We start from the raw sequence: 21,266 nt of genomic DNA on the forward strand, positions 1-21,266 counted from the left end.
GATCACCGCGAAGCGCTACTGGGACTGGATGGAGGTGTAGATCTCGGTGTAGCGAGCAACGATCTCGTCCTTGTGCTCGTTAACGTAGGCCTCGTCCTCGATGGCGGTGTTGATCTCGTCCATCGGCTTCATGGCATCGTTGAGGTCAACGTCCGCGCGAACGGGACGGGAGGTCGTCGAGGTGGCGATGATGTTCTGTGCCTCCTGGGAGACGATGAAGTCGATCCAGGCCTTGGCCTGGTCGGGGTTGGCGCAGTCCTTGATGATGGCGGTGTTGGCGGGCAGGAAGATGGTGCCCTCCTCCGGGTAGACGACCTCGACGTTGGCGCCGTCGTTCACGAGCTGGACGCAAGGATCCTCATAGGAGAGGCCCACGGCCATCTCGCCGTCTGCGACGGTCTTGTATACGTTGGAGGAGCTAGAGGTGATCTTGCCCTGGATGAGCGTGAAGAGCTGACGCACGTAATCCCACGCCTCGTCGGACTCATAGCCGCCCATGTCAAGCAGCATCTGGGTGAGATGGTGGAAGGCAGAGGAGGAGTTGGCCGGGTCGGCAGTGGCGATCTTGCCGGTGAGGTCGGGGTTGAGCAGGTCGGCATAGCCCTTGATGTCCATGCCGGCCGTGAGCTCCTTGTTGAGGATGAAGACGCTGCCGTCAAGGCTGTAGTGGGTGCTGAAGCCGTCGGAGTTGCGATAGTCCTCGATGACGCCCTCGTCCTCGGAGGAGACGTACTCCTGGAAGAGGTCGGCGTTGGAGGCGTACATGTCGCCCGCGCCGCCCCAGAGGACGTCGGCGATGGGGTTGGCGGCCTCGGACTGGAGCTTCTTGAAGAGCTCGCCCGTACCAGCCTGGATGAGCTCGACGGTAATGCCCGTCTTCTCCTCAAACGCGGGGATGAGGTTGTTCACCAGCGTCTCGGAGTTGGGGGTGTACATCGTGAGGGTCCCGCCGAGCTGGCCCTCGCCACCCTCGCCGCCGCCGGTGCCGCCGTCGTCACACGCGGCAAGGCCGAGGAGAACCCCTCCCCCGACGGCAGCGGCCTTCATGAAGTTACGACGACTCATTGATGCGCTCATGGGTTCTCCCTCCGTGTTCCTCGCGCAACACCATGTTGCACGACTCCCTACAAAACGCTCTTGCGAGCCCTATGCTCCATATAGCATTTTGCGGAGGATTGACGAACATTGTGTTTGCCAACGGTAAGAATTGTTAGCTGAGCGTAAGCTCATGGGCCTAGCTGGTCTTTATTTCGGATACCACTCTGTATCCGCTGGTACCTTTTTTAGTACCAGCGGATTTCCAAACGGGAGCTTTTGATTTATATTTTGTTATAAACGCCGGGTTTTCGTGACAAACGCCCCTGTCACCTTTGTCATCATGACAAAGGTGACAGGGGCGTTTGTCACGTTACACGGGATAGTAGCGATTCACGTCGCGCCCGTCCTTCTCGCGGCGGACCGCACCCGCGGCAACAAGGTGGTCCAGGTGCGCGATGCTCTCGGAAACGAGGAACCACCGCGTCATTGCTGGCGTCTCGCCCCAATGGTCAAAGGGGGCGTGCCAACCTAGCGCAGGCACAAGCTCAAACCCTGTCTGACCAGGTGTTTGTTTGATTGCAGCCAGTGCCCTTGCACTCCTGCGCTCATGGTGCTGTGCGTTCTTCTCGCAGCGCTCGGCAACGCTTCCCTCCTGAAGACCGTGCCCCATGAAGGCGTGTTCGATGCCCCTTTTGGCAAGAAGGCCCAGCGTAGAGAGCTGCTCTCCGATGGGGTCCTCCCCCTCGCCCCAGAACCCGATGCAGGTAGAGCACAGGAAGAGCACCGCATCGCCGAGAAAGGCTGTGCGCGTGGAAGGCTCCCACAGCACGCACTGGCCGGGCGTGTGCCCCGGGGCAGAAACGACCTCAAAGCTCCAACGCCCACAACGCAGCTCCTCGCCCGGCGCAACCGTCGAGAAGGAAATCTTCTCGGCCTCAAAGTTGATGGCATGGTCCCAGATGACGTCGGCGAGCTCAACCGCCTCCGCCTCGCTCACGCCCTCGGAGCTCATACGCGCCACCATCTCGTCGCGCCACGCGGGAACGGCCATGCGGCGCATGTCAGAGAGCACGCCCTCGGGGATGACCACGCGAGCGCTCGCCTCGGAGAGCTCGCGTGCAAGGCCCGTGTGGTCCACGTGGGCGTGCGTGCAGAAGAGCGTCGTGCGCTCGGGGTCCACCTCAAGCCGCACGAGGGCGCGCATGAGGCGCGTGTCGTTGAGCTCGTCGGGCGTCCCCGCGTCAACCACGAGCGCCTCTCCCCCGTCGAGCACCACGAAGGCGTTCACGGAAGGCAGGAACGTGTCGTGCATGAGGAGCTCGACGCGCCACACCTCGGGAGCGTCGAGCACCTTGCGACACGTGAAGCCGTCCTCGTCGAGCGTGAAGCAGTCGGGGCCGCAGCCGCAGCCCCACTCAACGCCGCGCAACGTGGGCCCGGCGCTAGTCAACGAGCACCTTCACGCAGATCTTCTTGAGCGGCGCGGGCTCGCCGGGGCAGCAGCCGGGCTTGTGCGCGTCGCAGGGCGGGGTGACCACGAGGTCGCCGGGAACGAGCGTGGCCCAAGCCTCGCGCGCGCCCGGAGTGTAGAGGCCAAAGTCGTCGGACTCGGAGAACTCTCCCACGGGCGCGCACTCCTCGATGGGTGCAACGCCCAGAAGCTCGGTACCGCTGATCACGTAGTGGATGTCGGCGTAGCGACGGTGCGCCTCGTAGTTCTTCTCGCCCGCGGGAACCGTGGTGAGCTCCTGGACGTTGGCAAAGACCTCATCGCCCATGATATCGTGGCGGCCGGGCTCGAGGTCCGCAAGGTCGGGACGAGAAAGGAACTCAAGGGCCTTGGCAAAGCGCGCCGCCGAGAGGTCGTTGGATCCGGCGTGGGCAAGCGACGTGAAGATCATGGCGTTCTCCCTCCTCTTTGTGGCGCGGCTGCGCCCGTTCCTCTCAGTATGAACCATTGGGGGGCGGGGCGCGCAGACAATCGGGGGCCGGTTGCCGCCCCGTCGCCGCCGTCGCGTGTGCCGAGAAAGACGGTCGGCTGTACCAGTTTTGACCCATGCCTGCGAGAAAAGCCGTCCTCTGTACCAGGCGCCCCGCCGAGGTGCCGAGAAAAGCCGGCGGCTGTACCAGCTCCACCTCACGCATGCCGAGAATAGCCGGCGGCTGTACCAGTCTTCCGAATGTGCGCCGAGAAATGCCGCCCTCTGTACCGCATGCGTGCCCCCTGAATGCCGCGCACTGGTACAGACTCCGGTTTTTCTCGCCGCCTCTCTCAAAAACGGGTACAGACCCCAGAGTTTCTCGGCGCCCCTCTCCCCGGAACTCCGCACCAGCAGCGGCGCGCTTGGGTAGAATCGTGTGAGCACACACATGCCGCGCCGCGGCCGAGGAGAGGACAGAGCATGGACCAGAGCGAGCAGGACAGGCTTCGCCAGGAGGTTGACGAGGTGCTGCACGGCCAGAAGCAGCCGGAGGCGCCCACGGGCTTCAAGCAGAACGACTACTCCAACATCCGCCACGTGATCGGCGTGGTCTCCGGCAAGGGCGGCGTGGGCAAGTCGCTCGTCTGCGGCATCCTCGCCGTCAACCTCGCGCGGCGCGGCGCCCGCGTGGGCATCCTCGACGCGGACATCACCGGCCCCTCCATCCCCCGCATGGTGGGCCTTGCCGGCGAGCGCGCCCGCGGCGTGGACGAGCTCATCGTCCCCAACCTCACCAAGGGCGGCATCAAGGTCATGAGCGCCAACCTCGTGCTCGAGCACGAGACCGACCCGGTGCTCTGGCGCGGGCCCGTCGTTGCCGGCGCCATCAAGCAGTTCTGGGAGGACTGCGCCTGGGGCGAGCTGGACTACCTGCTCGTGGACATGCCCCCGGGAACCGGCGACGTGGCGCTCACCGTCTTCCAGTCGCTGCCCGTGGACGGCGTGGTCATCGTGAGCTCCCCGCAGGACCTCGTTCAGATGGTCGTGGGCAAGGCCGTCAACATGGCCAACATGATGAGCGTGCCCGTGCTCGGCCTCGTGGAGAACATGGCCTATGTGGAGTGCCCGCACTGCGGCGAGAAGATCTACCCGTACGGCCCGAGCCGTCTCGAGGAGACGGCCAAGGCCTTTGACGTTGAGGCGCTGGGGCAGCTCGGCATCAACCCCGAGCTTGCCGCCGCCTGCGACGCGGGCACCTTTGAGACCGGGCTCCCCGAGGGCATCCTTACCGAGGCCACGGACGTGGTGGTCTCCACCGCGGAGTTCATGGACGCGCTGCGCGGCCAGAGCCAGGGCGCGTAGCTTGGCACGCTCGGCGAGAAAGACCTCGAGGTCGTCGGCGCGCGAGGCGGCGCTTGCCGCCGCGACAGCCGTGAGCGTCCCCGCGCACTGCGACGTCCTCGTGATTGGCGGCGGGGCATCGGGCCTCGTCGCCGCCATCGCCGCCGCGGAGGCGGGCGCGAGCGTCACCGTGCTCGAGCGCTCCCTCGAGTGCGGTCGCACGATCCTGGCAACGGGCAACGGGCGCTGCAACTTCTCGAATGCGCGCCTCGCCTGGGACCGCTACAACGACCCCGCGTTTGTCGAGGCTGTCTGCGGCCCCCGCTTTGGCACGGACGTGCTCGGCTTCTTTGAGGAGTGCGGCCTTGTCTGGGCAGATGAGGACGGGAGGCTTTACCCCCTCTCGCGTCAGGCGTCCTCCGTGCGCGAGGTCCTTCTCGCCCGTGAGCGGCGCTCCGGAGCGTTGCTGACAGGAGGGCGCGAGGTCACATCCGTCGAGCGCGGTGGCTCCGCGTGGCGCGTCTCCTATGAGGGCGCAAGCTCCGGCTCTGCGCTCGCGCGCGCAGTCGTGCTTGCGGCGGGCGGCGGCGAGAAGATCCTTACGGCAACGGGTCTCGCCTGCGCTCCGTTTGAGCCTGTGCTCTGCTCGCTCGCCTGCACGGCCCCTGAGGGAGTCTCCCTCGCCGCGCTCGACGGACGGCGCGCGCACGTGGTCGCCCGCCTGCTGCGAGACGGCACGGAGGTGGCGCGCGAGACGGGAGAGGTGCTCTTCCGCCCCTACGGGCTCTCCGGAATCGCGGTCTTTGACCTCTCGCGCGTTGCGCTTGCCGGGGACGTCATCTCGCTCGACCTCACCTGCGGGGCGGACCCAAAGCGCCTGTGCCTGCTCGCCGAGCGCGGCGGCGGGTGCTCCGGCATTCTTGACCCGGTCATCGCCTCTGTACTGGGTGACTCGCTCGACCTTGCCCGTGACCTGCGCTTTGTTGTAACGGGACCCGCCGATCCAAATCGTGCCCAGGTCACGCGTGGCGGCCTTCGCACAGAGCAGTTTGATCCCGCCACGCTTGAGGCGCGCGAGCTGCAAGGGTTCTTTGCCTGTGGGGAGGCGCTCAACGTCGACGGCGCCTGCGGCGGCTTCAACCTCGCCTGGGCCTGGAAGAGCGGTCTTGTGGCGGGGCAGGCGGCGGCGCGCAGTTAGACGATTCCACGCGTCTTTCTTCTCGACGATGTGCAGCGCTTCCTCGCGAGTGTACGAAAGTCGGGCCTTCTTTCTGGGCGAGCGTCTTTTTTGTTCGAACGTACCTGCGGAAACGTCGCCTCGCTAAGGTGGTTTTGAAAAAGTTGCCCCGAGTTTCGTACACTCGGTATAGGTACATCTCGAAAGGATGCCCATGCTTGAGGTCTCCGGAATCCGCATACCACTCTCCGCGCTCGACGGCACCGATAAGCGCGAGCTTTCCGCGTGCCGGCGTGCCCTCGCCCGCAAGCTCCGCGTTGGCGAGAAGGACCTCACGCGCGTTGAGCGCAGGAGGCGCTCAATCGACGCGCGCCGCCGCGACGGCATCCAGCTCACCTTCACGCTGCGCGCCGAACTTGCCGGCGGAGACTCCGCCGAGCAGGCACTTCTTGCCAGACTTGCAAAGAAACACGCCGGGAAGAACGTGAGGCTCGTCACCGAGGGGACGTACGGCTTCCCCTCCCCCGCCTCCCGTGGGACGCGGCCCCGCCCCGTTGTGGTGGGCGCTGGCTGCGCGGGCCTCTTCTGCGCGCTCTCCCTCGCGCGCGCCGGCCTTGAGCCGCTGCTCGTGGAGCGCGGCGACGACGCAACGCGACGCGGCAAGATCGTGCGCGTCCACAACGAGACAGGGGCGCTCGACCCCGAGAGCAACATCCAGTTTGGCGTGGGCGGTGCCGGGACCTTCTCTGACGGCAAGCTCCAGACAGGCACCAAGAGCCCCGCGCATCACCTCATCCTTGAGACCTTCGTCGCCGCCGGGGCGCAGCGGGAGATTCTCTGGGACGCCAAGCCTCACGTGGGCAGCGACGTGCTGCCGTGCGTGGTGACAGAGATCGTGCACCAGATCGAGGAGGCGGGCGGCGAGGTGCGCTGCCGCTGTCGCATGACGGACGTGGACCTCATCGATGGCGCGGTGCGCGGCGTGACCCTTTTGACCACACGCGACGACGGTAGCGTCTTTGAGGAGCGCGTTGCCACGGACTGCGTGGTCCTGTGCTGCGGGCACTCCGCCCGCGACGTCTTTGAGCTGCTGCATGAGCGCGGCGTTCCCATGGAGCGCAAGACCTTTGCGATGGGCGTGCGCATCGAGCACCTCCAGGCGGACATCGATCGGGCGCTCTATGGCGGCGCCGCCGGCAACCCCGCTCTCGGTGCCGCGCCCTACAGCCTCTCCTGCCACCTGCCCTCCGGGCGCAGCGCCTTCTCGTTCTGCATGTGCCCGGGTGGCTATGTGGTCTCCGCGGCAAGCGAGCCCGGCGGCGTGTGCACCAACGGCATGAGCCTCTCGGACCGCGCCGGAATTAACGCCAACTCTGGGCTTCTCGCCAACGTCTTTCCTGACGACCTGCCCGGAGACGACGTCATTGCCGGCGTGGAGCTTCAGCGCACCTGCGAGCGCACGGCGTTTGAAGCCGGAGGCGGCGATTACGTGGCGCCCGCCCAGCTCGTGGGAGACTTCCTGCAGGGCGTGGCGAGCACGGGCGCCGGGCGTGTGACGCCAACCTACCCGCGCGGCGTGGCCTGGGGCGATGTGACTCCCTGCCTCCCGCCCTACGTGGCGGAGACGCTGCGCGCCGCGATTCCCGTCCTCGGCCGCAAGCTGCACGGATTTGACGCAACCGATGCCGTGCTCACGGGCGTGGAGACTCGCTCGAGCTCACCGGTGCGCGTCACGCGCGGGGACGACGGGCAGAGCGTGGGCGTCCGCGGCCTCTGGCCCGTGGGCGAGGGCGCCGGCTACGCGGGCGGCATCATGAGCGCCGCCACCGACGGCATCCTCGCCGCCGAGAAGATCGTGGCAACGTACGCGCAGCGGTAGGGGCGCGCGGGATTCTCGCCCTTCTCGGCACGCGCCCTACCGCGCCTCCGCCGCTTTGCCCGGCAGGAGCTCGGCCAGGTCGGGAAACTGCGGCAGCTCAAAGTCAGGGAGCTGCGGGAGCTCCACATTGGGCATGAAGGCGCCCACGAGCGCGGAGAGGGCGCGCGTGATGTGGGCGCGCTCCTCCGGCTCGAGCTCGCCAAGACGCCTGAGCATCGCCGGCACCGACGCCTGCCAGTTGCCGCTGAGGTCGGCAAAGGTGTCCTCCCCCGCCGCGTTGAGCACCGAGAAGAGCGTCTCGACAAACCCCTCGCGCTCTTCTCGCGTCATGCGGCCGATCCACTCGTTGAGGCCCTTGTCGACGAAGCTCGCCCCACGCCCAAGGTCGTCGCACCTCACAAAGTCCGTGCCCTCCACGACCCAGGAGAACGGGTCGTGCTGCGTGAGGCCCATCGTGGCAGAGTCCACCACGGCATAGTCCTCCTGGCGCTCAAAGAGCATGCCGATGACCGAGGAGCGCGGCACCGTCTTGGACACGAGGCCAGCGCGCTCCTTCCAGAGCTCGTCGGCCAGGGCCTCCTCGGTAAAGCCCGGCCCGTCATGCGAGAAGACCCGCTCGATCCGCGCCGCCACCCCAACGGAGCAACGCGCCGCCGCGCAGACGGCGAGGTTTCCGCCCTTGGAGTGGCCACCCAGGAAGATGCGCCCCTCTATGCCCGGGGCCACGCGCTCGAGATAGTCGATGGCCGCGTACTGGGACGGCACGCCCGTCTCAAAGGCCATGTTGAAGTCTTCCTTCCAGCCCACGAGCGTGTTGTCGGTCCCCCGGTACGAGACGTAGGCGTCACCGCCCGGAAGGCGCAGGACGCAGGCGGAGAACTGCTTCTCCGCCGCCTCGTCAAAGTCGTCGACGTAGTTGCTCACGCGCAGGTCCCTGAAGCGCGGACTTGCCGCCACGAGGGCGAGGAGCCTCATGAGGCCCTCGGGGTCCCAGAGGCCGTGCGCCATCTCGTCGAGGTGCTCCGCGCAGAAGAGGTCACTCACACGCGTGCCCTCGCGCGTGCGCACGGCATCCCCCTGGTAGCGGTAATACGAGAGGCACGCCAGTACGAGGCTGTCCACGTCCGAAAGCGGGCGCTCGGCAAAGGTGTCAAACGAGCGAGCCAGGTACCCAAAGACGTTCTTTTCGTCCGGCGAGAAAAACGATGCCATCGAATCACTCCCTAGCGATGAAACGTGACGGTCATTTTTCATCACTTCTTGTGGGGACGGTAGCGGCGGCGGGTGGCGTGGGCGCTCCCCTTGCGGGCGCCAGCCTTGAGACGGGCGATCACGTCCTCGGCAGACCCGCCCTCCACACGCGTGCGGATGGCGACGATCTGGTCGCGAATGCGCGCGGCGGTCTCAAAGTCCATGGCCTCGGACGCGGCGGCCATCTCCTCCTCGAGCGCGTCCACCACGTCGGTAAGCTCGCTCGCCGAGAGCCCCGCAAGCTCGTCCGCGACGGAGCTCGCCGTGGCCTCGGCCTCTGCGGTTGCGGAGAGGCTCTCGAAGGCGCCGTGACTGCCCGTGCCGTGCCGGTCGCGCGTCTTGCCCTCGAGCGTGGCCTCCGCCTCGGAGATGAACGACGAGACGTCCGTGATTGACTTCTTGACCGTGCGCGGCACGATGCCGTGCTCCTCGTTGAACGCCTCCTGGATCTGCCGGCGGCGCGCGGTCTCGCCGATGGCCGCGCGCATGGAGTCCGTGATGGTGTCCGCGTACATGATGACCTCGCCCTGCGCGTTTCTCGCCGCGCGGCCCATCGTCTGGATGAGCGAGCGGCGGTTGCGCAGGAACCCCTCCTTGTCCGCGTCCAGGATCGCCACGAGCGAGACCTCGGGGATGTCAAGGCCCTCGCGCAGGAGGTTGATGCCCACGAGCACGTCGATCTTGCCCATGCGCAGGTCACGGATGATGTCCACGCGGTCGAGCGTGGCGGTGTCCGAGTGCATGTAGTTCACGCGCACGCCCTCGTCGAGCAGGTGGTCAGTGAGGTCCTCGGCCATGCGCTTGGTGAGCGTGGTCACGAGCACGCGCTCCTTCTTGGCCACGCGCTCCTTGATCTCGTCAATGAGGTCGTCGATCTGCCCGTTGACGGGGCGCACGTCGACCTTGGGGTCGAGAAGGCCCGTGGGGCGGATGATCTGCTCGACCTCCTGCTGGGTGACCGACTCCTCGTAGTCGCCGGGCGTGGCTGAGACGTAGATGAACTGCGGCACGCGCTGCTCGAACTCGTCGAAGCGCAGCGGGCGGTTGTCAAGCGCGGAGGGGAGACGGAACCCGTGGTCCACGAGCGTCACCTTGCGCGAGCGGTCGCCCTCGTACATGCCCCGGATCTGCGGCACCGTGACGTGGGACTCGTCGATGATGCAGAGCATGTCCTTGGGGAAGTAGTCGATGAGCGTGTAGGGCGGCTCGCCCGCCTTGCGGCCGTCCAGGTGGCGCGAGTAGTTCTCGATGCCGTTGCAGTAGCCCATCGTCTCGAGCATCTCGAGGTCGTAGCTCGTGCGCTGCGCGAGTCGCTGCGCCTCGAGGAGCATGTCCGCGCCCTTGAGCTCTGCCACGCGCTGCTCGAGCTCCTCGTTTATGGTCTCGAGGGCGTGCGTGACCTTGGGGCGCTCCGTGACGTAGTGCGAGGCGGGCCAGATGGGGATGGCCTCGAACTCGCGCACTATCTCCCCGGTGACGTTGTCCACCTCGGCGATGAGCTCGACCTCGTCGCCAAAGAAGGAGATGCGCAGCGGGTTTTCCGCATAGGGCGGGAAGACGTCCACGGTGTCCCCGCGCACGCGGAAGGTGCCGCGGGAGAGGTCGTAGTCGTTGCGGTCGTACTGGATGTCGATGAGGCTGCGGATGAGGTCGTCTCGCTCCAGGGGCACGGACTTGTCCACGTTGGGGGCGAGCCCCGCGTAGTCCTGCGGGCTGCCGATGCCGTAGATGCAGCTCACGGACGCAACCACAATGACGTCGCGCCGCGAGAGCAGGCTCGAGGTGGCCTGGTGGCGGAGCTTCTCGACCTCCTCGTTGATGGAGGCGTCCTTCTCGATGTAGGTGTCCGTCTGCGGGACGTAAGCCTCGGGCTGGTAGTAGTCGTAGTAGCTGACAAAGTAGACCACGGCGTTGTTGGGAAAGAGCTCGCGCATCTCGCTTGCCACCTGTGCGGCGAGCGTCTTGTTGGGCTCCATGATGAGCGTGGGGCGGTTGAGCTTCTCGATGGTCTTTGCCATGGTGAAGGTCTTGCCCGAGCCCGTAACGCCCAGAAGGGTCTGGTAGCGAAGGCCCCGCTCCACGCCGTCGGCGAGCTTCTCGATGGCCTGGGGCTGGTCTCCGGCGGGCTCGTAGGGCGAGACCACGCGGAGCGGCTCGCCGGAGCCCTCGCGGCCAAAGCGCACGAGCTCGCCGCCAAAGCGCTCCTCAGAAGGCGTTTCCGACATGGCTGCTCTCCCCTCTTGCCAAATTGTCCTGTGAAGAGTGTACCCTTAAGGTCCAAGAGGAAAGGAGACCCCATGGCCCGTGGCGAGAAGAACAGAGACGCGCAGCTCCCACCCTGGTGGGGGATCCTCGCCATTGTCCTGGGCGCGGTCTGCCTCTTTGGGGCGGTCTCGCTCCTGCTTGCCGAGGGGGACGCGAGCTGGCATGACCAGCGGACCATCTCTCGGGGCATCATCCTGGGCGTTGCGCTCATTGCCCTGGGCGTCTTCTCCCTCGTGAGCCGCAAGTCCGAGAAGACTCCCGCCGCGCCCCAGACGGATGGGCGGCCCCCTGCCCCCGCGAGCGTCTCCCCAAAGACGTCCCCGGCGCCCGCCACGCGGCCGAGCGCCAACCTCGAGGGCATGCTCCTTCACAGCGAGGACGTCGTGGCAACGCTGCGCGACCTCGTGCTACACGGCCAGGACCAGCCGGGCATGACGGACGTGCGCGCCCTTCTCGCGCGAACGGGCCTCATGGAGTGGGACGACGCACCCAACGTGCGCGCCAACCGCCTTCGTCGGAACGGCCGCTGGTGGCTCTCGACCCCGGGGACGGAGCTCGACGAGGGCGCCCTCGAGCGGCTCATTGCCGTGGAGGCGGCGCTCAACGTGGGGGAGGACGTCTCCGGAGGCACCGGCGAGCTCGACCGCCGCGTGCGCGGCGCCCTCAAGATCGCGGACCTCAGACCGCGGGATGGTGAGAAGAACCCGCTTGTGGGCTACCTTCTCGAGGGCGCGCAGCAGGGCGGCGAGTGGGCGTACCGCATGGTCCTCGCGGATGCGGTGGAGAACCTTCCCGCTCCCCTACGCGTTGAGTTTGACTTCCAGGCCAATGTCCGTGCCGGCGTAGCCGTCGTGGACGTCTGCATCCCCAGCCCAGTGTGTCTCTCGTTTGCCGCGAGCTCCGCCGAGAAGTGCGTGGGGCTTGCGCGCAGCTACGCCCTGTGGCTCCTGCTCGCCCTTGCGAACCTTGCCCTGAGGCCAAGCGAGGGCGTTTCGCGCGCGGTTGTCAACGGCCGGGTCAGGGACTGGAACGACGTCCTTCTCTCCCTCGACCTCACGCCGGATTCGCTGAGGCGCCTCATGGACGCTGCCCGCTCGATGGACGGAAGCCTTCCCCAGGACCCGGCGTTGCGCATGAGCCCGAGAAGCGACGGCTGGCTCGAGGCCGTCGAGCCGTTCCTGAGCGCGGATAACGAGCTCGTGTGCCCGCAGAGGCGCTTCAGGGAGGTTGAGCTTGATGCCACGGCGAGCCCGCAGCCGCTTGTGCGCGCCTGCGGAGCTAGGCGCATATGCGACCTCGGCATCATGGAGAAGGCGGGGCGCGCCGCCGCATGGAACGCCGCCGCCTCGGAGCTCGGCGAGACAACGCAGGAGGCCGTCGCCAAGTTCATGGAGCTTCGCGGGAGCTCCGCAGACCTGAGCGTTGTCGAGGCCTGCGATCGCGTGTGCCGGGCGCTGGTGGACGGTACCGTGGACATCTCCAACAAGCGAGAGCTTGCATCGCTCTTCGTTGACGGCGGACAGCTCGCCGTTGCCGCAAGGGCGGCGGGGGCAGCGCTCGACGAGGAGCCAACGCCGGAGCGGCTCGAGGCGATGGTCGCCCAGCTCGAGGGGGTGCTCTCCCCCATCACCGAGACGGGTCTCTACCTTGACGATGAGGACACGGTCTATCGCTACTTCAACTCGGTTGCCGAGCGCGTGGCCTACAACCTGACGATTGACGACGTCGGGCGCGAGGTCCGCCTCGTGCCCGACGAGTACTACTCCGCGCACTCCATCCTCGTGCGCGCCCTCACCGTGCTCGGGCGCCACGAGGAGGCGCTCTCCCATGCGGACGAGCTCATGCGCATCGCTCCCGTGACGCCGGACGCGGCGCTCTGCAAGGTGCGCTGCCTCGAGGAGCAGTCGCGCATCTTTGAGGCAGCCGACCTGCTCAAACAGGCCATCGGCTACTCGTCAACGGTGCGTGACATGGCAATCTGCTTCTATCGCCTTGCCTACATGGAGTGGAAGCTTGGGAGAAGCGACCTCGCCGTTGCCTGCTACCAGCGCTCCATTGAGCTGCACCCCGATATTGCCCAGAACGCCCGCAGCGAGATGAACGACCTCATCGAGGCCAACGTGGGCCTGAGGCCCTTCCCGGCGGACGAGGTCATTCCCGCGCTCGAGAAGGGCGGACTGCTCGCGGGCCGGCTCGACGACATGCGCACCCGGACGCGAGACGCCCTCGTTGCCTGCACGGACGCCGAGGTCTTTGGCATCGCGCGGCAGCTCGCGAGCGCGATGATCGAGCTCAACCGCGATGACGCCCTCATCGACGTCCGCCGCTCGCTCATGCGCCCGTGATGCCGTCCGGATAGCTCCTAAGATAGCCGTCGTAGGCGGAACGAACCCGCTCGAGGTAGGCGCGCGTCTCGGCATACTCTATCCCCTCGGGGATGCTCCCGCCGTCGGCAATCCATCCCAGAACCGAGCCGATCCCCGCGTTGTATGCGGCCACTATCTCGTCGAGAGACGAGAGGCGGTCCTGGAGGTAGCCCAGGTAGGCGCAGCCATACTCAATGTTGACGACGGGGTCCTCGAGCGCATTGGGGTCATACTCGTCCGCGCTCACGACCCCCAGTGAGTTGAGGCTCAGCGCGGTTTCCGGCATGACCTGCATGAGGCCTATGGCACCGGCCGAGGAGACAGCGTCCTCGTCCCAGCCCGACTCGCATTTGATCACCGCGCAGGCAAGCTCCGGATCTATGCCGTGGCGCTCCGCGGCGGCCGCGATCTCCTCCGCGTGGTCAACGGGATAGAGGGCCTGACGCCCCAGCGTCGTGGGCGTGGCCGCAAGCACCCCGCACACGGCAAGCGTGAGCACAAGCGCCACAACGGGAAGAACGCGGTGCCACCTGAGAAAGCGCTCGGGTGGCCTATGCCTGGGAGCCACGCGCGCCCCTCTTCGGCACGTTCTCCCAGCCCTGTGCCACGCGCTCGGCCCACCAGTCGCGAACCTCCTGCGCCATCACGTCGGCGGTGCGGATGTTGTTGAAGACGTGGCTGCAGTGCGCCCTGATGTACGCCTCGCTCGGCTGCTGGTCCACCCTGCGGTTGAAGTCGCGCGGATCCATGCCGCGCTGACCGGCGCGGGCGCGGCGCGCGTTGAGCGGGCACACCACGCCGATGATCTCGTCGGCAAGGTCAAAGGAGCCGCGCATGCGGTCGAGCAGCGGCACCTCCACGACCACGACCTTCTCGGCTACAGCGGGATCGGCCGCCCGCTCGGCCTCCTCCTGGGCGGCGAGCTCCGCAACGCGCTCACGCAGGAGCTTGTCAATGAGGGGCAGCTCGATCTCCTCGAGCGTGACGGCGCGCTCCGTGGAGGAGAAGGCGCGCTGGGCGAGAAGCTCGCGCTTCACGCTGCCCGCGGGGTTGAGGATGTCGTCGCCAAACTCGGCCATAATCTGAGGAAGGATGGGCGAGTCCGCGGCGAGCGCCTCGCGCGAGAGATCGTCGAGGTCGATGCGCACGGCACCGCACTCCTGGAGCGTCCTGGATATCGTCGACTTTCCGGAGGCGATCCCCCCGGCCAGATAGATAACGTGCATACGTGAATCCTCTCTCTGCTAACACCGGTCTCTATCATCGCACATGCGGGGGTGGGGCGCGCGGACATACCTTCCCCGCTCAGACAGCTTGCTTCGCAAGAACTCGCGGATGAAGGTATGCCCGCGCGCCCGCGTGGGCGGGACGACGTACCTCAGATGCGTGTTCTGCGCAGCAGCTGTTTGAGCAGATGGGGTACGTCGTCCCGCCCCACCCTTACAGGTGGAATACACCCCCGTCACGGACTTCCCAGAGGGTGGGGTCGGGGAAGAAGCGGCCCTCGCGGGGGTCGTGTGTGGCCCAGAGGACGGTCTTTGCGGCAATGAGGGGGCATACGTAGTCCATGACCTGCTCGACGGTCTTCTCGTCCATGCCCTTGAGGGGCTCGTCAAAGAGAAGGACGTCCGCGTCCGCGAGGACGGCGCGCAGGATGGCCACGCGACGCCGCTGCCCGCCCGAGAGCTCGCGTACGGGCCGAGAGTCAACTGGGAGCCCCACCGCACCGAGGGCCTCGCGTTCGCGGGCGAGAAACGCCTCGAGCGCCGCGCCGCGCAGGTGGGCGTGCGGGAGCCGGATGTTGGCCGTGGCCGTGAGGTTGTCGCAGAGCCGGTCCTCCTGGAAGGTCATCGCCAGACGCGTGCCCGAGGGCAGGGTCACCTCTCCCCCGTCGGGCCGCTCGAGTCCGGCAAGCAGGCGGAGGAGCGTCGTCTTGCCAGCGCCGGACGGCCCCATGAGCAGGTGGGCGCGACCGGGCTCAAAGGCGGCGCTCGCACCCGTAAGGACCACGATGTCCCCATAGCGCTTGTCGACGCCCCTGAGGGCGAGCTCTCCGCTCATGGCCTGGCCTCCCAACGCGCGAGGGCCGCGTCGAGCGCGCGGCCCACTATGGCCTCCAGCGCCACGGAGACCACAACGATGGCAACGGTCCACGCAAAGAGGTCGGGCGTGTCGAGATAGACCTTGGCGTCATAGAGGTGCTCGCCGATGGTGAGGTCGGGCAGGCCGATGACCTCGGCGGCAATGCCCGCCTTCCACGAGAGGCCCAGGGCGAGCGACACGGCAACCCTAAAGTACGGGAGCACCTGGGAGAGGTAGATGAGCCGCAGGCGGTCGAGCGGACGCACGCCAAAGACGTCCGCCATCTCGAGCAGTTGGGAGTCGGTCTGCTCGATGCCCTCGAGGACGTTAGCGTAGACGATGGGAAACGCCATGATCCACGCAATCACGATGGAGAGGCTGCTCGACGAGACCCAGAGCAGCACCAGGATGACGAAGGACGCCACGGGAACTGCCTTGAGCGCCCCCACGAGCGGGGCGAGCAGCTCGCGCAGAACCCGCACGCGGCTCGCGGCAGCCGCGAGCACGACGCCCGCGGCGATGCCCGCAACGAGACCGAGCGCAATGCGGCCCAGCGAGAGCCCCACGGACGCCCAGAACTCGCCCGTCGTGGCGAGAGCAGCGAGGCGCGCGAGCACCTCGAGCGGGCCCACGAGGATGATGCGGGCGTCAATGGCCCACGCCGCCAGCTGCCACACGAGCAGCCAGAAGCAGACGGCAAGCAGGCGGACGCCCCACATACGGAGGTCTCCACCTGCCTTTTGACTCCTGTCAGGGCGTCCGCGCACCGCTTTACGCGCCGTAGTAGAAGTCGTCGCCGGGAACGGCGCCGCCCACGGCCTCGGGGTTCTGCTCGGCAAGGACTTCAAGGTAGCCAGAGAGGCGCTCCTTCATCTCCTCGCCGGTGACGCACACGATGTTGCACTCGGGGATGGCCTTCTCGGCAACGGCGGCGGGGACGATGTCGTAGCTGCCCACGAGCTCGGCGCCCTCGGCAACGTTGTCGTTCACAAAGTCGACCGACTCCGCGTAGTGCGCGAGGAAGGCGTCCACGGCGGCGGGGTTCTCGTCGGCAAACGCGGCACGCACGATGGCGACGCCCGTGATCATGGAGCTCTTCTCGTCGCCTGTCTGCACGGCGTCCCACTCCTCGGTGAGGTCGAGCGCCACGCGGATCTTGTCGTTTTGCGTCTGCGCGGTGGTCACGAAGGGCTGCGGGAGCATCGCCACGGCGTCACCCGAGGAGGTCGCGATCGCCTGGACGCACTCGGCGTGCTCGCTCTTCCACTCGATCTGCACGTCCTCGCCCACCACAAGGCCGTTCTTCTCGAGCACGTACTGAAGGCCGTACTCGGGCGTGGAGCCCTTGCCGGAGGCGTAGATGGTCTTGCCCTTGAGGTCGACCACGCTCTGAACGCTGTCGCCGAGCTCGCAGATGTAGAGGACGCCGAGGGTGTTGATCGCGATGACGCGCACGCCCTTCTCGGTCTTGTTGTAGAGGACGGAGGCGAGGTTGGCGGGAACGGCCGCAATGTCCGTCTCGCCCTTGGCAATGAGCGGCGTGACCTCGTCCGGCGAGGCAACGATCTGGAACGAGTAGCCGTTGTCGGCAAGGTTGCCGGCGTCGACCTCGCTCATGAACTTGACAAGGCCCATGGCCGTGGGGCCCTTGAGGGCGGTGGTGCGCACCGGGACGGGCTCCGCCTGCTCCTCCGGCTCCTCCTCGGGCTGCTCGGCGGGCTTGCTCGGCTGCTCGTCATTGGAGCCGGTGCACGCCGCCAGGGCGAGCGCAGACGCGCCAGCACCGGCCACCTCGAGAAAACGCCTTCTGCTGATCATATGAAAACCTCCCCATGCAAGTTGCTCAGATGAAACAACGATAGCACGGGAAGGTTCGCGTTGATCGATTACTCTGCGAGCGGCGTGAGGACTTCGCTAGGACTTGACCTCAAACTTGCTCTTGCAGCGCGGGCACGTCACGCGGAGCTTGCCCTTTCCGCGCGGGACGCGCACCCTCTGGTGGCACGAGCTGCACTTCACGTGCTTGTAGGTGCGCAGCTCCGTCCAGGCGGCGCGAGGGTTCTGAACCCAGGGGCGAGCCGGCCCGAGTGCCTTGAGAAAGGCCTCGTTCTCCCGCGAGCGCGCGCCGAGGTTCTTGGACTGGATGCGAAACATCGAGTAGACGATGAGCGCGAGCGCAATCCAGCCGAGGAGGCTCACGCGCGCAAAGAGGTTGACCACAACGATGATAATCGCGAGGTTGGTGCAGAACACGGCGAGGTCGTCCGGCCCCTGCCGGCCCCTCAGCCACTCAACCATCTTGCGCTGCCAGTCCCCTGCCGCCATGCGAAATCCCTCCGTCCATGAATTGACGTTGAAACTCTACCCGATTTTTGGGCGCTCAAACGCGGCGCGTCTACTTGCGGCCCTCCCCCATGAGGTAGGCACGGGCGAGAAGCTCGGTCTCCACGAGGGCGTCAACGTGGCAGCGCTCGCGGCCATGCGTGTTCAGGCACGCCATGCCAAAGGCGCCCGCGGCCACGTTGTTGCCGTGCAGCGCCGCGGCGTTTGCGTCCGTGGAGTAGTGGAAGCAGACCTGAGTGTTCCAGCGGCCGGGCGTGCAGGCAGCCTCCGCGCACGCGATGAGGGTGTTCGTGAGCTCCCAGTCGTAAGGACCCTTGGCGTCGGAGCAGATGACTCCCACCGAGTGCTCGTCCGAGCCGGCGTAGTCTGGGCCGATGAGCGTGATGTCAACGGCAACGTACTCGTCGACCCCCTCGGGAACCCAGGACCCGCCGCGGCCGATCTCCTCGTAGATGGGGAACGCAAAGAGCGTGTCGTACGCGGGCTTCTCCCCCGTCTCGGCAAGCCAGCGCAGGGCGTCAAGAAGGACGGCGACGGCGGCCTTGTCGTCAATGTGCCGGCTGATGACGTATCCGTTGTCAAAGCGCTCGAAGTGAGGGTCAATGCCCACGATCGCACCCTCGGTCACGCCAAGGGCGCGGGCGTCGGCGGGGCTGCTCACGTCGGCCACGAGCGAGACGGACATGGTGTCCTCCGTGCGCTCGTCGGTCTTTGCCTCGCCCCACACGTGAACGGAGTGGTGGCTGCAGATCACCTGGCCCGCCACGGTGCGACCGTCGCGGCAGTGCACGAGGCAGGTCTCGCCCTCGATGCTGTGGTAGTTGATGCCGCCGAGCTGGCGGACGCGCAGCGTGCCGTCCTCGTTGAAGCCGCGTACGACGAGGCCGATGGTATCAAGGTGCGCGCCCAGGCACACGGTCTTCTCGGCGCTCTTTCCGGGAACATGGACGTAGGCGGTGGCGTTGTTGTCCACGCTCATCTCGTAGCCCATCTCGGCGAGCTCCGCGCGCAGCCACTCGTGCGCCTCCGGGTAGTAGCCCACGGGGCTCTCCACCTCCACGCACTCCCGCAGGGTTTGGAGCAGGTACTCCTTGTCGATGTCATGTGTCATGTGGTCTCCTAACCGTAATGCCGACGGGGCGGTTGATGACAAAGGTGATGATGACAAAGGTGACAGGGTAGATTGTCATCATAATGATGATGACAATCTACCCTGTCACCTTTGTCATCATCACCTTTGTCATCAAGAAGGGGCCGCCCCTTAGGACGGCCCCAACAAGACAAGATGGCGAGAAGAACTACTCCTCGGTGGCCTCGGTCTCGACCTCAGCCTCAGCCTCGGGCTCCTCGGCAGGCTTGTCGCCCTCGGGAAGCGGCTTGACCTCAACCTCGGTGCCGAGGGTCTCGGCGGCGGCCTTCATGGACAGGGAGATGCGGCGACGGTCGAGGTCGATCTCCATGACCTTCACCTGGACGGTGTCGCCCACGGTGCAGACCTGAGACGGCTGGTCAACGTGCTGCTTGGCCATCTCGGAGATGTGCACGAGGCCCTCCACGCCGTCGCCGAGGTCGACGAAGGCGCCAAAGGTGACGAGCTTGGTGACGGTGCCCTCAACGATGGCGTCAACGGGGTACTTCTTGACGAGGGAGCGCCAGGGATCCTCGGTGGTCTGCTTGAGACCGAGGGAGATGCGCTCGCGGTTGAGGTCGACGTCGAGAACCTGAACCTCGACCTCCTGACCGACCTTGACGACCTCGGAGGGGTGGTTGACGTGGTTCCAGGAGAGCTCGGAGATGTGCACGAGGCCGTCGATGCCGCCGAGGTCGACGAAGGCGCCGAAGTCGACGATCGAGGAGACGGTGCCCTTGAGGCGCATGCCAACCTGGAGCTTGGAGAGGATCTCCTGGCGCTCAGCCTTGCGGGCCTCCTCGAGGACAACGCGACGGGAGAGGACCACGTTGTTGCGGTTGCGGTCCATCTCGATGACGCGGGCCTCGATGCGGGTGCCGAGGTAGGCGTTGAGATCCTTGACGCGACGAAGGTCGACGAGGGAGGCGGGCAGGAAGCCGCGCAGGCCGATGTCGAGGATCAGGCCGCCCTTGACGACCTCGATGACCTCGCCCTCGACGGTCTCGCCGGAGTTGAACTTGGCCTCAACGGCGTTCCAGGCGCGCTCGTACTCGGCACGCTTCTTGGACAGGACGAGACGGCCCTCCTTGTCCTCCTTCTGGAGAACGAGCGCCTCGATCTCCTCGCCCAGGGCAACCACGTCGGCGGGGTTGACGTCCTTGCGGATGGAGAGCTCGCGAGAGGGGATGACGCCCTCGGACTTGTAGCCAATGTCAAGCAGGACCTCGTCGCGCTCGAGCTTCACGACGGTGCCGGTGACAAGATCGCCCTCGTCGAAATCGGTGACGGTGCCGTCGATGAGGTTGTTCATCTCCTCGTCGGAGATGTCGTCCAGCGCGAAGATGGACGAGTTCTGAATCTCACTCAAAAGTGGACCCCTTTCGAACAACGGGGCCCCGGTCGTCATGGTCGCTGCCTGCAGTGCCTAGAAATCGTGGCGTCTACGTGGAAACTTACATGCTCTCGGGGGCCGACAGATACGTTTGTGCGGGCCCTGCGCCCACACGGAGGATAGAGTAACGTTTTTCGCGTGTGTATTTCAAGTGACGGCTCTGGGTAATTATTATTTTCCACGTGGGGAACTTGAGCGGACGAGAGGAGGCGCCGTGATACGAGCCGTGCTCTTTGACATGGACGACACGCTGCTGCGGCTCAACCTCACCGCCTTCATAGCCCGCTACGTTGCCGGGGCCTCGTCCATCCTCGCCCGCGCGGCGCGCACGACGACCATGTCGCTTGGCGCCGCCTACGTCCGCGGGTTTCTCGCCATGGACGACCAGGACCGCACGGACTCCCTCACCAACGAGCAGGTCTTCAATCAGGTCATCTACGACCAGACGGGCATTCCCCTGGATGACCCCGTCATCCACGACCTCATGGACTACTACGAGAGTGAGATCGTGCCGGGCTTCTCCGGCGGGCTTGTCGCCGCCCGGCCCGTCGAGGGCGCGCGCGAGGCGATAGGGGCCGTCCATGATGCCGGACTCATCTGCGCGCTGGCGACAAACCCCACCTTCTCGCTCGCGTGCGACCGAGCCCGGATGGGCTGGGCCGGCGTCTCCGAGGATGACTTCGCGCTTGTCTCAACGTTCTCCAACTCCACGCGCAGCAAGCCGAGCGCCCAGTACTACCAGGAGTTTGCCAACGCCCTTGGGGTGCGCCTCGAGGAGTGCCTCATGGTTGGAAACGACGCCACCCGCGACTTTGCCCGCCCCGAGTGCGGCCTGCGCACCGCCTACGTGGGCCACGCCCGTCCCAAGAAGGCCGTCTGGCACGGGTCCATGGAGAAGCTCTCCCACGTGCTGCCCGATCTTCTCGCCCGCCTCAACGAGGAGAGCGCGTAGCCGGACGAGGCTGTGACCCGAAAAGCCTAGTTTTGGGTTTTCTCCCCCGCCGTGCTCGCGGGACTGACTGATCGCAACCCTTTTGGTCGATTTTGGGCAACAAGTTTGATGGCCCCTCTCGAGAAGAC

At 66.4% G+C, this 21,266-nt stretch carries 18 protein-coding genes; 5 read left to right on the forward strand and 13 right to left on the reverse strand.

Going from position 1 to position 21,266, the window contains the following annotated elements; translation table 11 throughout:
• Positions 1-15 precede the first annotated feature (15 nt).
• The 3 genes from QUW25_RS02815 to QUW25_RS02825 form a co-directional block, all read right to left on the reverse strand.
• The gene (locus tag QUW25_RS02815) at positions 16-1,077 is read right to left on the reverse strand and encodes a substrate-binding domain-containing protein (protein ID WP_289510716.1); all 1,062 of its coding nucleotides are present in this window, start codon (positions 1,075-1,077) and stop codon (positions 16-18) included.
• Between the two features lie 331 nt (positions 1,078-1,408).
• Positions 1,409-2,488, reverse strand: a complete 1,080-nt coding sequence (locus tag QUW25_RS02820) for an MBL fold metallo-hydrolase (RefSeq protein WP_289510717.1) — start codon at positions 2,486-2,488, stop codon at positions 1,409-1,411.
• Entirely contained in the window at positions 2,481-2,939 is a 459-nt protein-coding gene (locus QUW25_RS02825; RefSeq protein WP_289510718.1) for a YhcH/YjgK/YiaL family protein, read from the reverse strand. Before QUW25_RS02825 ends, QUW25_RS02820 begins: the two co-directional genes overlap by 8 nt.
• 501 nt (positions 2,940-3,440) lie before the next feature.
• Between QUW25_RS02825 and QUW25_RS02830 the strand changes: the two genes are divergently transcribed.
• The 3 genes from QUW25_RS02830 to QUW25_RS02840 all read left to right on the forward strand — a co-directional run bounded on the left by QUW25_RS02830 (position 3,441) and on the right by QUW25_RS02840 (position 7,357).
• Positions 3,441-4,322: an Mrp/NBP35 family ATP-binding protein gene (locus QUW25_RS02830; protein ID WP_289510719.1), complete on the forward strand. Its 882-nt coding sequence runs from the start codon at positions 3,441-3,443 to the stop codon at positions 4,320-4,322.
• A 1-nt stretch (position 4,323) separates the two neighbouring features.
• Entirely contained in the window at positions 4,324-5,499 is a 1,176-nt protein-coding gene (locus tag QUW25_RS02835; RefSeq protein ID WP_289510720.1) for an FAD-dependent oxidoreductase, read from the forward strand.
• A 193-nt stretch (positions 5,500-5,692) separates the two neighbouring features.
• Complete coding sequence (locus QUW25_RS02840) at positions 5,693-7,357, forward strand: NAD(P)/FAD-dependent oxidoreductase (protein ID WP_289510721.1); 1,665 nt, start codon at positions 5,693-5,695, stop codon at positions 7,355-7,357.
• 36 nt (positions 7,358-7,393) lie between these two features.
• On the opposite strand, the gene QUW25_RS02845 is transcribed toward QUW25_RS02840, so the two are convergent.
• Positions 7,394-8,569: an Mbeg1-like protein gene (locus tag QUW25_RS02845; RefSeq protein ID WP_289510722.1), complete on the reverse strand. Its 1,176-nt coding sequence runs from the start codon at positions 8,567-8,569 to the stop codon at positions 7,394-7,396.
• A 41-nt stretch (positions 8,570-8,610) separates the two neighbouring features.
• Entirely contained in the window at positions 8,611-10,833 is a 2,223-nt protein-coding gene (uvrB, locus tag QUW25_RS02850) for an excinuclease ABC subunit UvrB (RefSeq protein ID WP_289510723.1), read from the reverse strand.
• Positions 10,834-10,905: 72 nt separating this feature from the next.
• On the opposite strand from uvrB, the gene QUW25_RS02855 reads away from it, so the two are divergent.
• The gene (locus tag QUW25_RS02855; RefSeq protein ID WP_289510724.1) at positions 10,906-13,218 is read left to right on the forward strand and encodes a DUF308 domain-containing protein; all 2,313 of its coding nucleotides are present in this window, start codon (positions 10,906-10,908) and stop codon (positions 13,216-13,218) included.
• On the opposite strand, the gene QUW25_RS02860 is transcribed toward QUW25_RS02855, so the two are convergent.
• The 8 genes from QUW25_RS02860 to rpsA all read right to left on the reverse strand — a co-directional run bounded on the left by QUW25_RS02860 (position 13,205) and on the right by rpsA (position 20,162).
• Positions 13,205-13,807 (reverse strand): lytic transglycosylase domain-containing protein, encoded by a 603-nt coding sequence (locus QUW25_RS02860; RefSeq protein WP_289510725.1) that lies wholly within the window; start codon positions 13,805-13,807, stop codon positions 13,205-13,207. The genes QUW25_RS02855 and QUW25_RS02860 overlap by 14 nt on opposite strands.
• The gene (gene coaE, locus QUW25_RS02865; protein WP_289510726.1) at positions 13,791-14,465 is read right to left on the reverse strand and encodes a dephospho-CoA kinase; all 675 of its coding nucleotides are present in this window, start codon (positions 14,463-14,465) and stop codon (positions 13,791-13,793) included. Before coaE ends, QUW25_RS02860 begins: the two co-directional genes overlap by 17 nt.
• A gap of 214 nt (positions 14,466-14,679) precedes the next feature.
• Positions 14,680-15,300, reverse strand: a complete 621-nt coding sequence (locus QUW25_RS02870) for an ATP-binding cassette domain-containing protein (RefSeq protein WP_289510727.1) — start codon at positions 15,298-15,300, stop codon at positions 14,680-14,682.
• Positions 15,297-16,040, reverse strand: a complete 744-nt coding sequence (locus QUW25_RS02875; protein WP_289510728.1) for an ABC transporter permease — start codon at positions 16,038-16,040, stop codon at positions 15,297-15,299. Before QUW25_RS02875 ends, QUW25_RS02870 begins: the two co-directional genes overlap by 4 nt.
• 52 nt (positions 16,041-16,092) lie before the next feature.
• Entirely contained in the window at positions 16,093-17,139 is a 1,047-nt protein-coding gene (locus QUW25_RS02880) for an ABC transporter substrate-binding protein (RefSeq protein ID WP_289510729.1), read from the reverse strand.
• Between the two features lie 96 nt (positions 17,140-17,235).
• Positions 17,236-17,646: a hypothetical protein gene (locus QUW25_RS02885; protein WP_289510730.1), complete on the reverse strand. Its 411-nt coding sequence runs from the start codon at positions 17,644-17,646 to the stop codon at positions 17,236-17,238.
• 70 nt (positions 17,647-17,716) lie between these two features.
• The gene (locus QUW25_RS02890; protein WP_289510731.1) at positions 17,717-18,775 is read right to left on the reverse strand and encodes a M20/M25/M40 family metallo-hydrolase; all 1,059 of its coding nucleotides are present in this window, start codon (positions 18,773-18,775) and stop codon (positions 17,717-17,719) included.
• Positions 18,776-18,962: 187 nt separating this feature from the next.
• The gene (gene rpsA, locus QUW25_RS02895; protein WP_289510732.1) at positions 18,963-20,162 is read right to left on the reverse strand and encodes a 30S ribosomal protein S1; all 1,200 of its coding nucleotides are present in this window, start codon (positions 20,160-20,162) and stop codon (positions 18,963-18,965) included.
• A gap of 238 nt (positions 20,163-20,400) precedes the next feature.
• Between rpsA and QUW25_RS02900 the strand changes: the two genes are divergently transcribed.
• A complete protein-coding gene (locus tag QUW25_RS02900) occupies positions 20,401-21,138 on the forward strand; it encodes an HAD family hydrolase (protein WP_289510733.1) in 738 nt (245 codons plus the stop codon).
• Positions 21,139-21,266 lie beyond the last annotated feature (128 nt).

This window comes from Thermophilibacter provencensis, assembly GCF_030372065.1.
GTDB classification, from domain to species: domain Bacteria; phylum Actinomycetota; class Coriobacteriia; order Coriobacteriales; family Atopobiaceae; genus Thermophilibacter; species Thermophilibacter provencensis_A.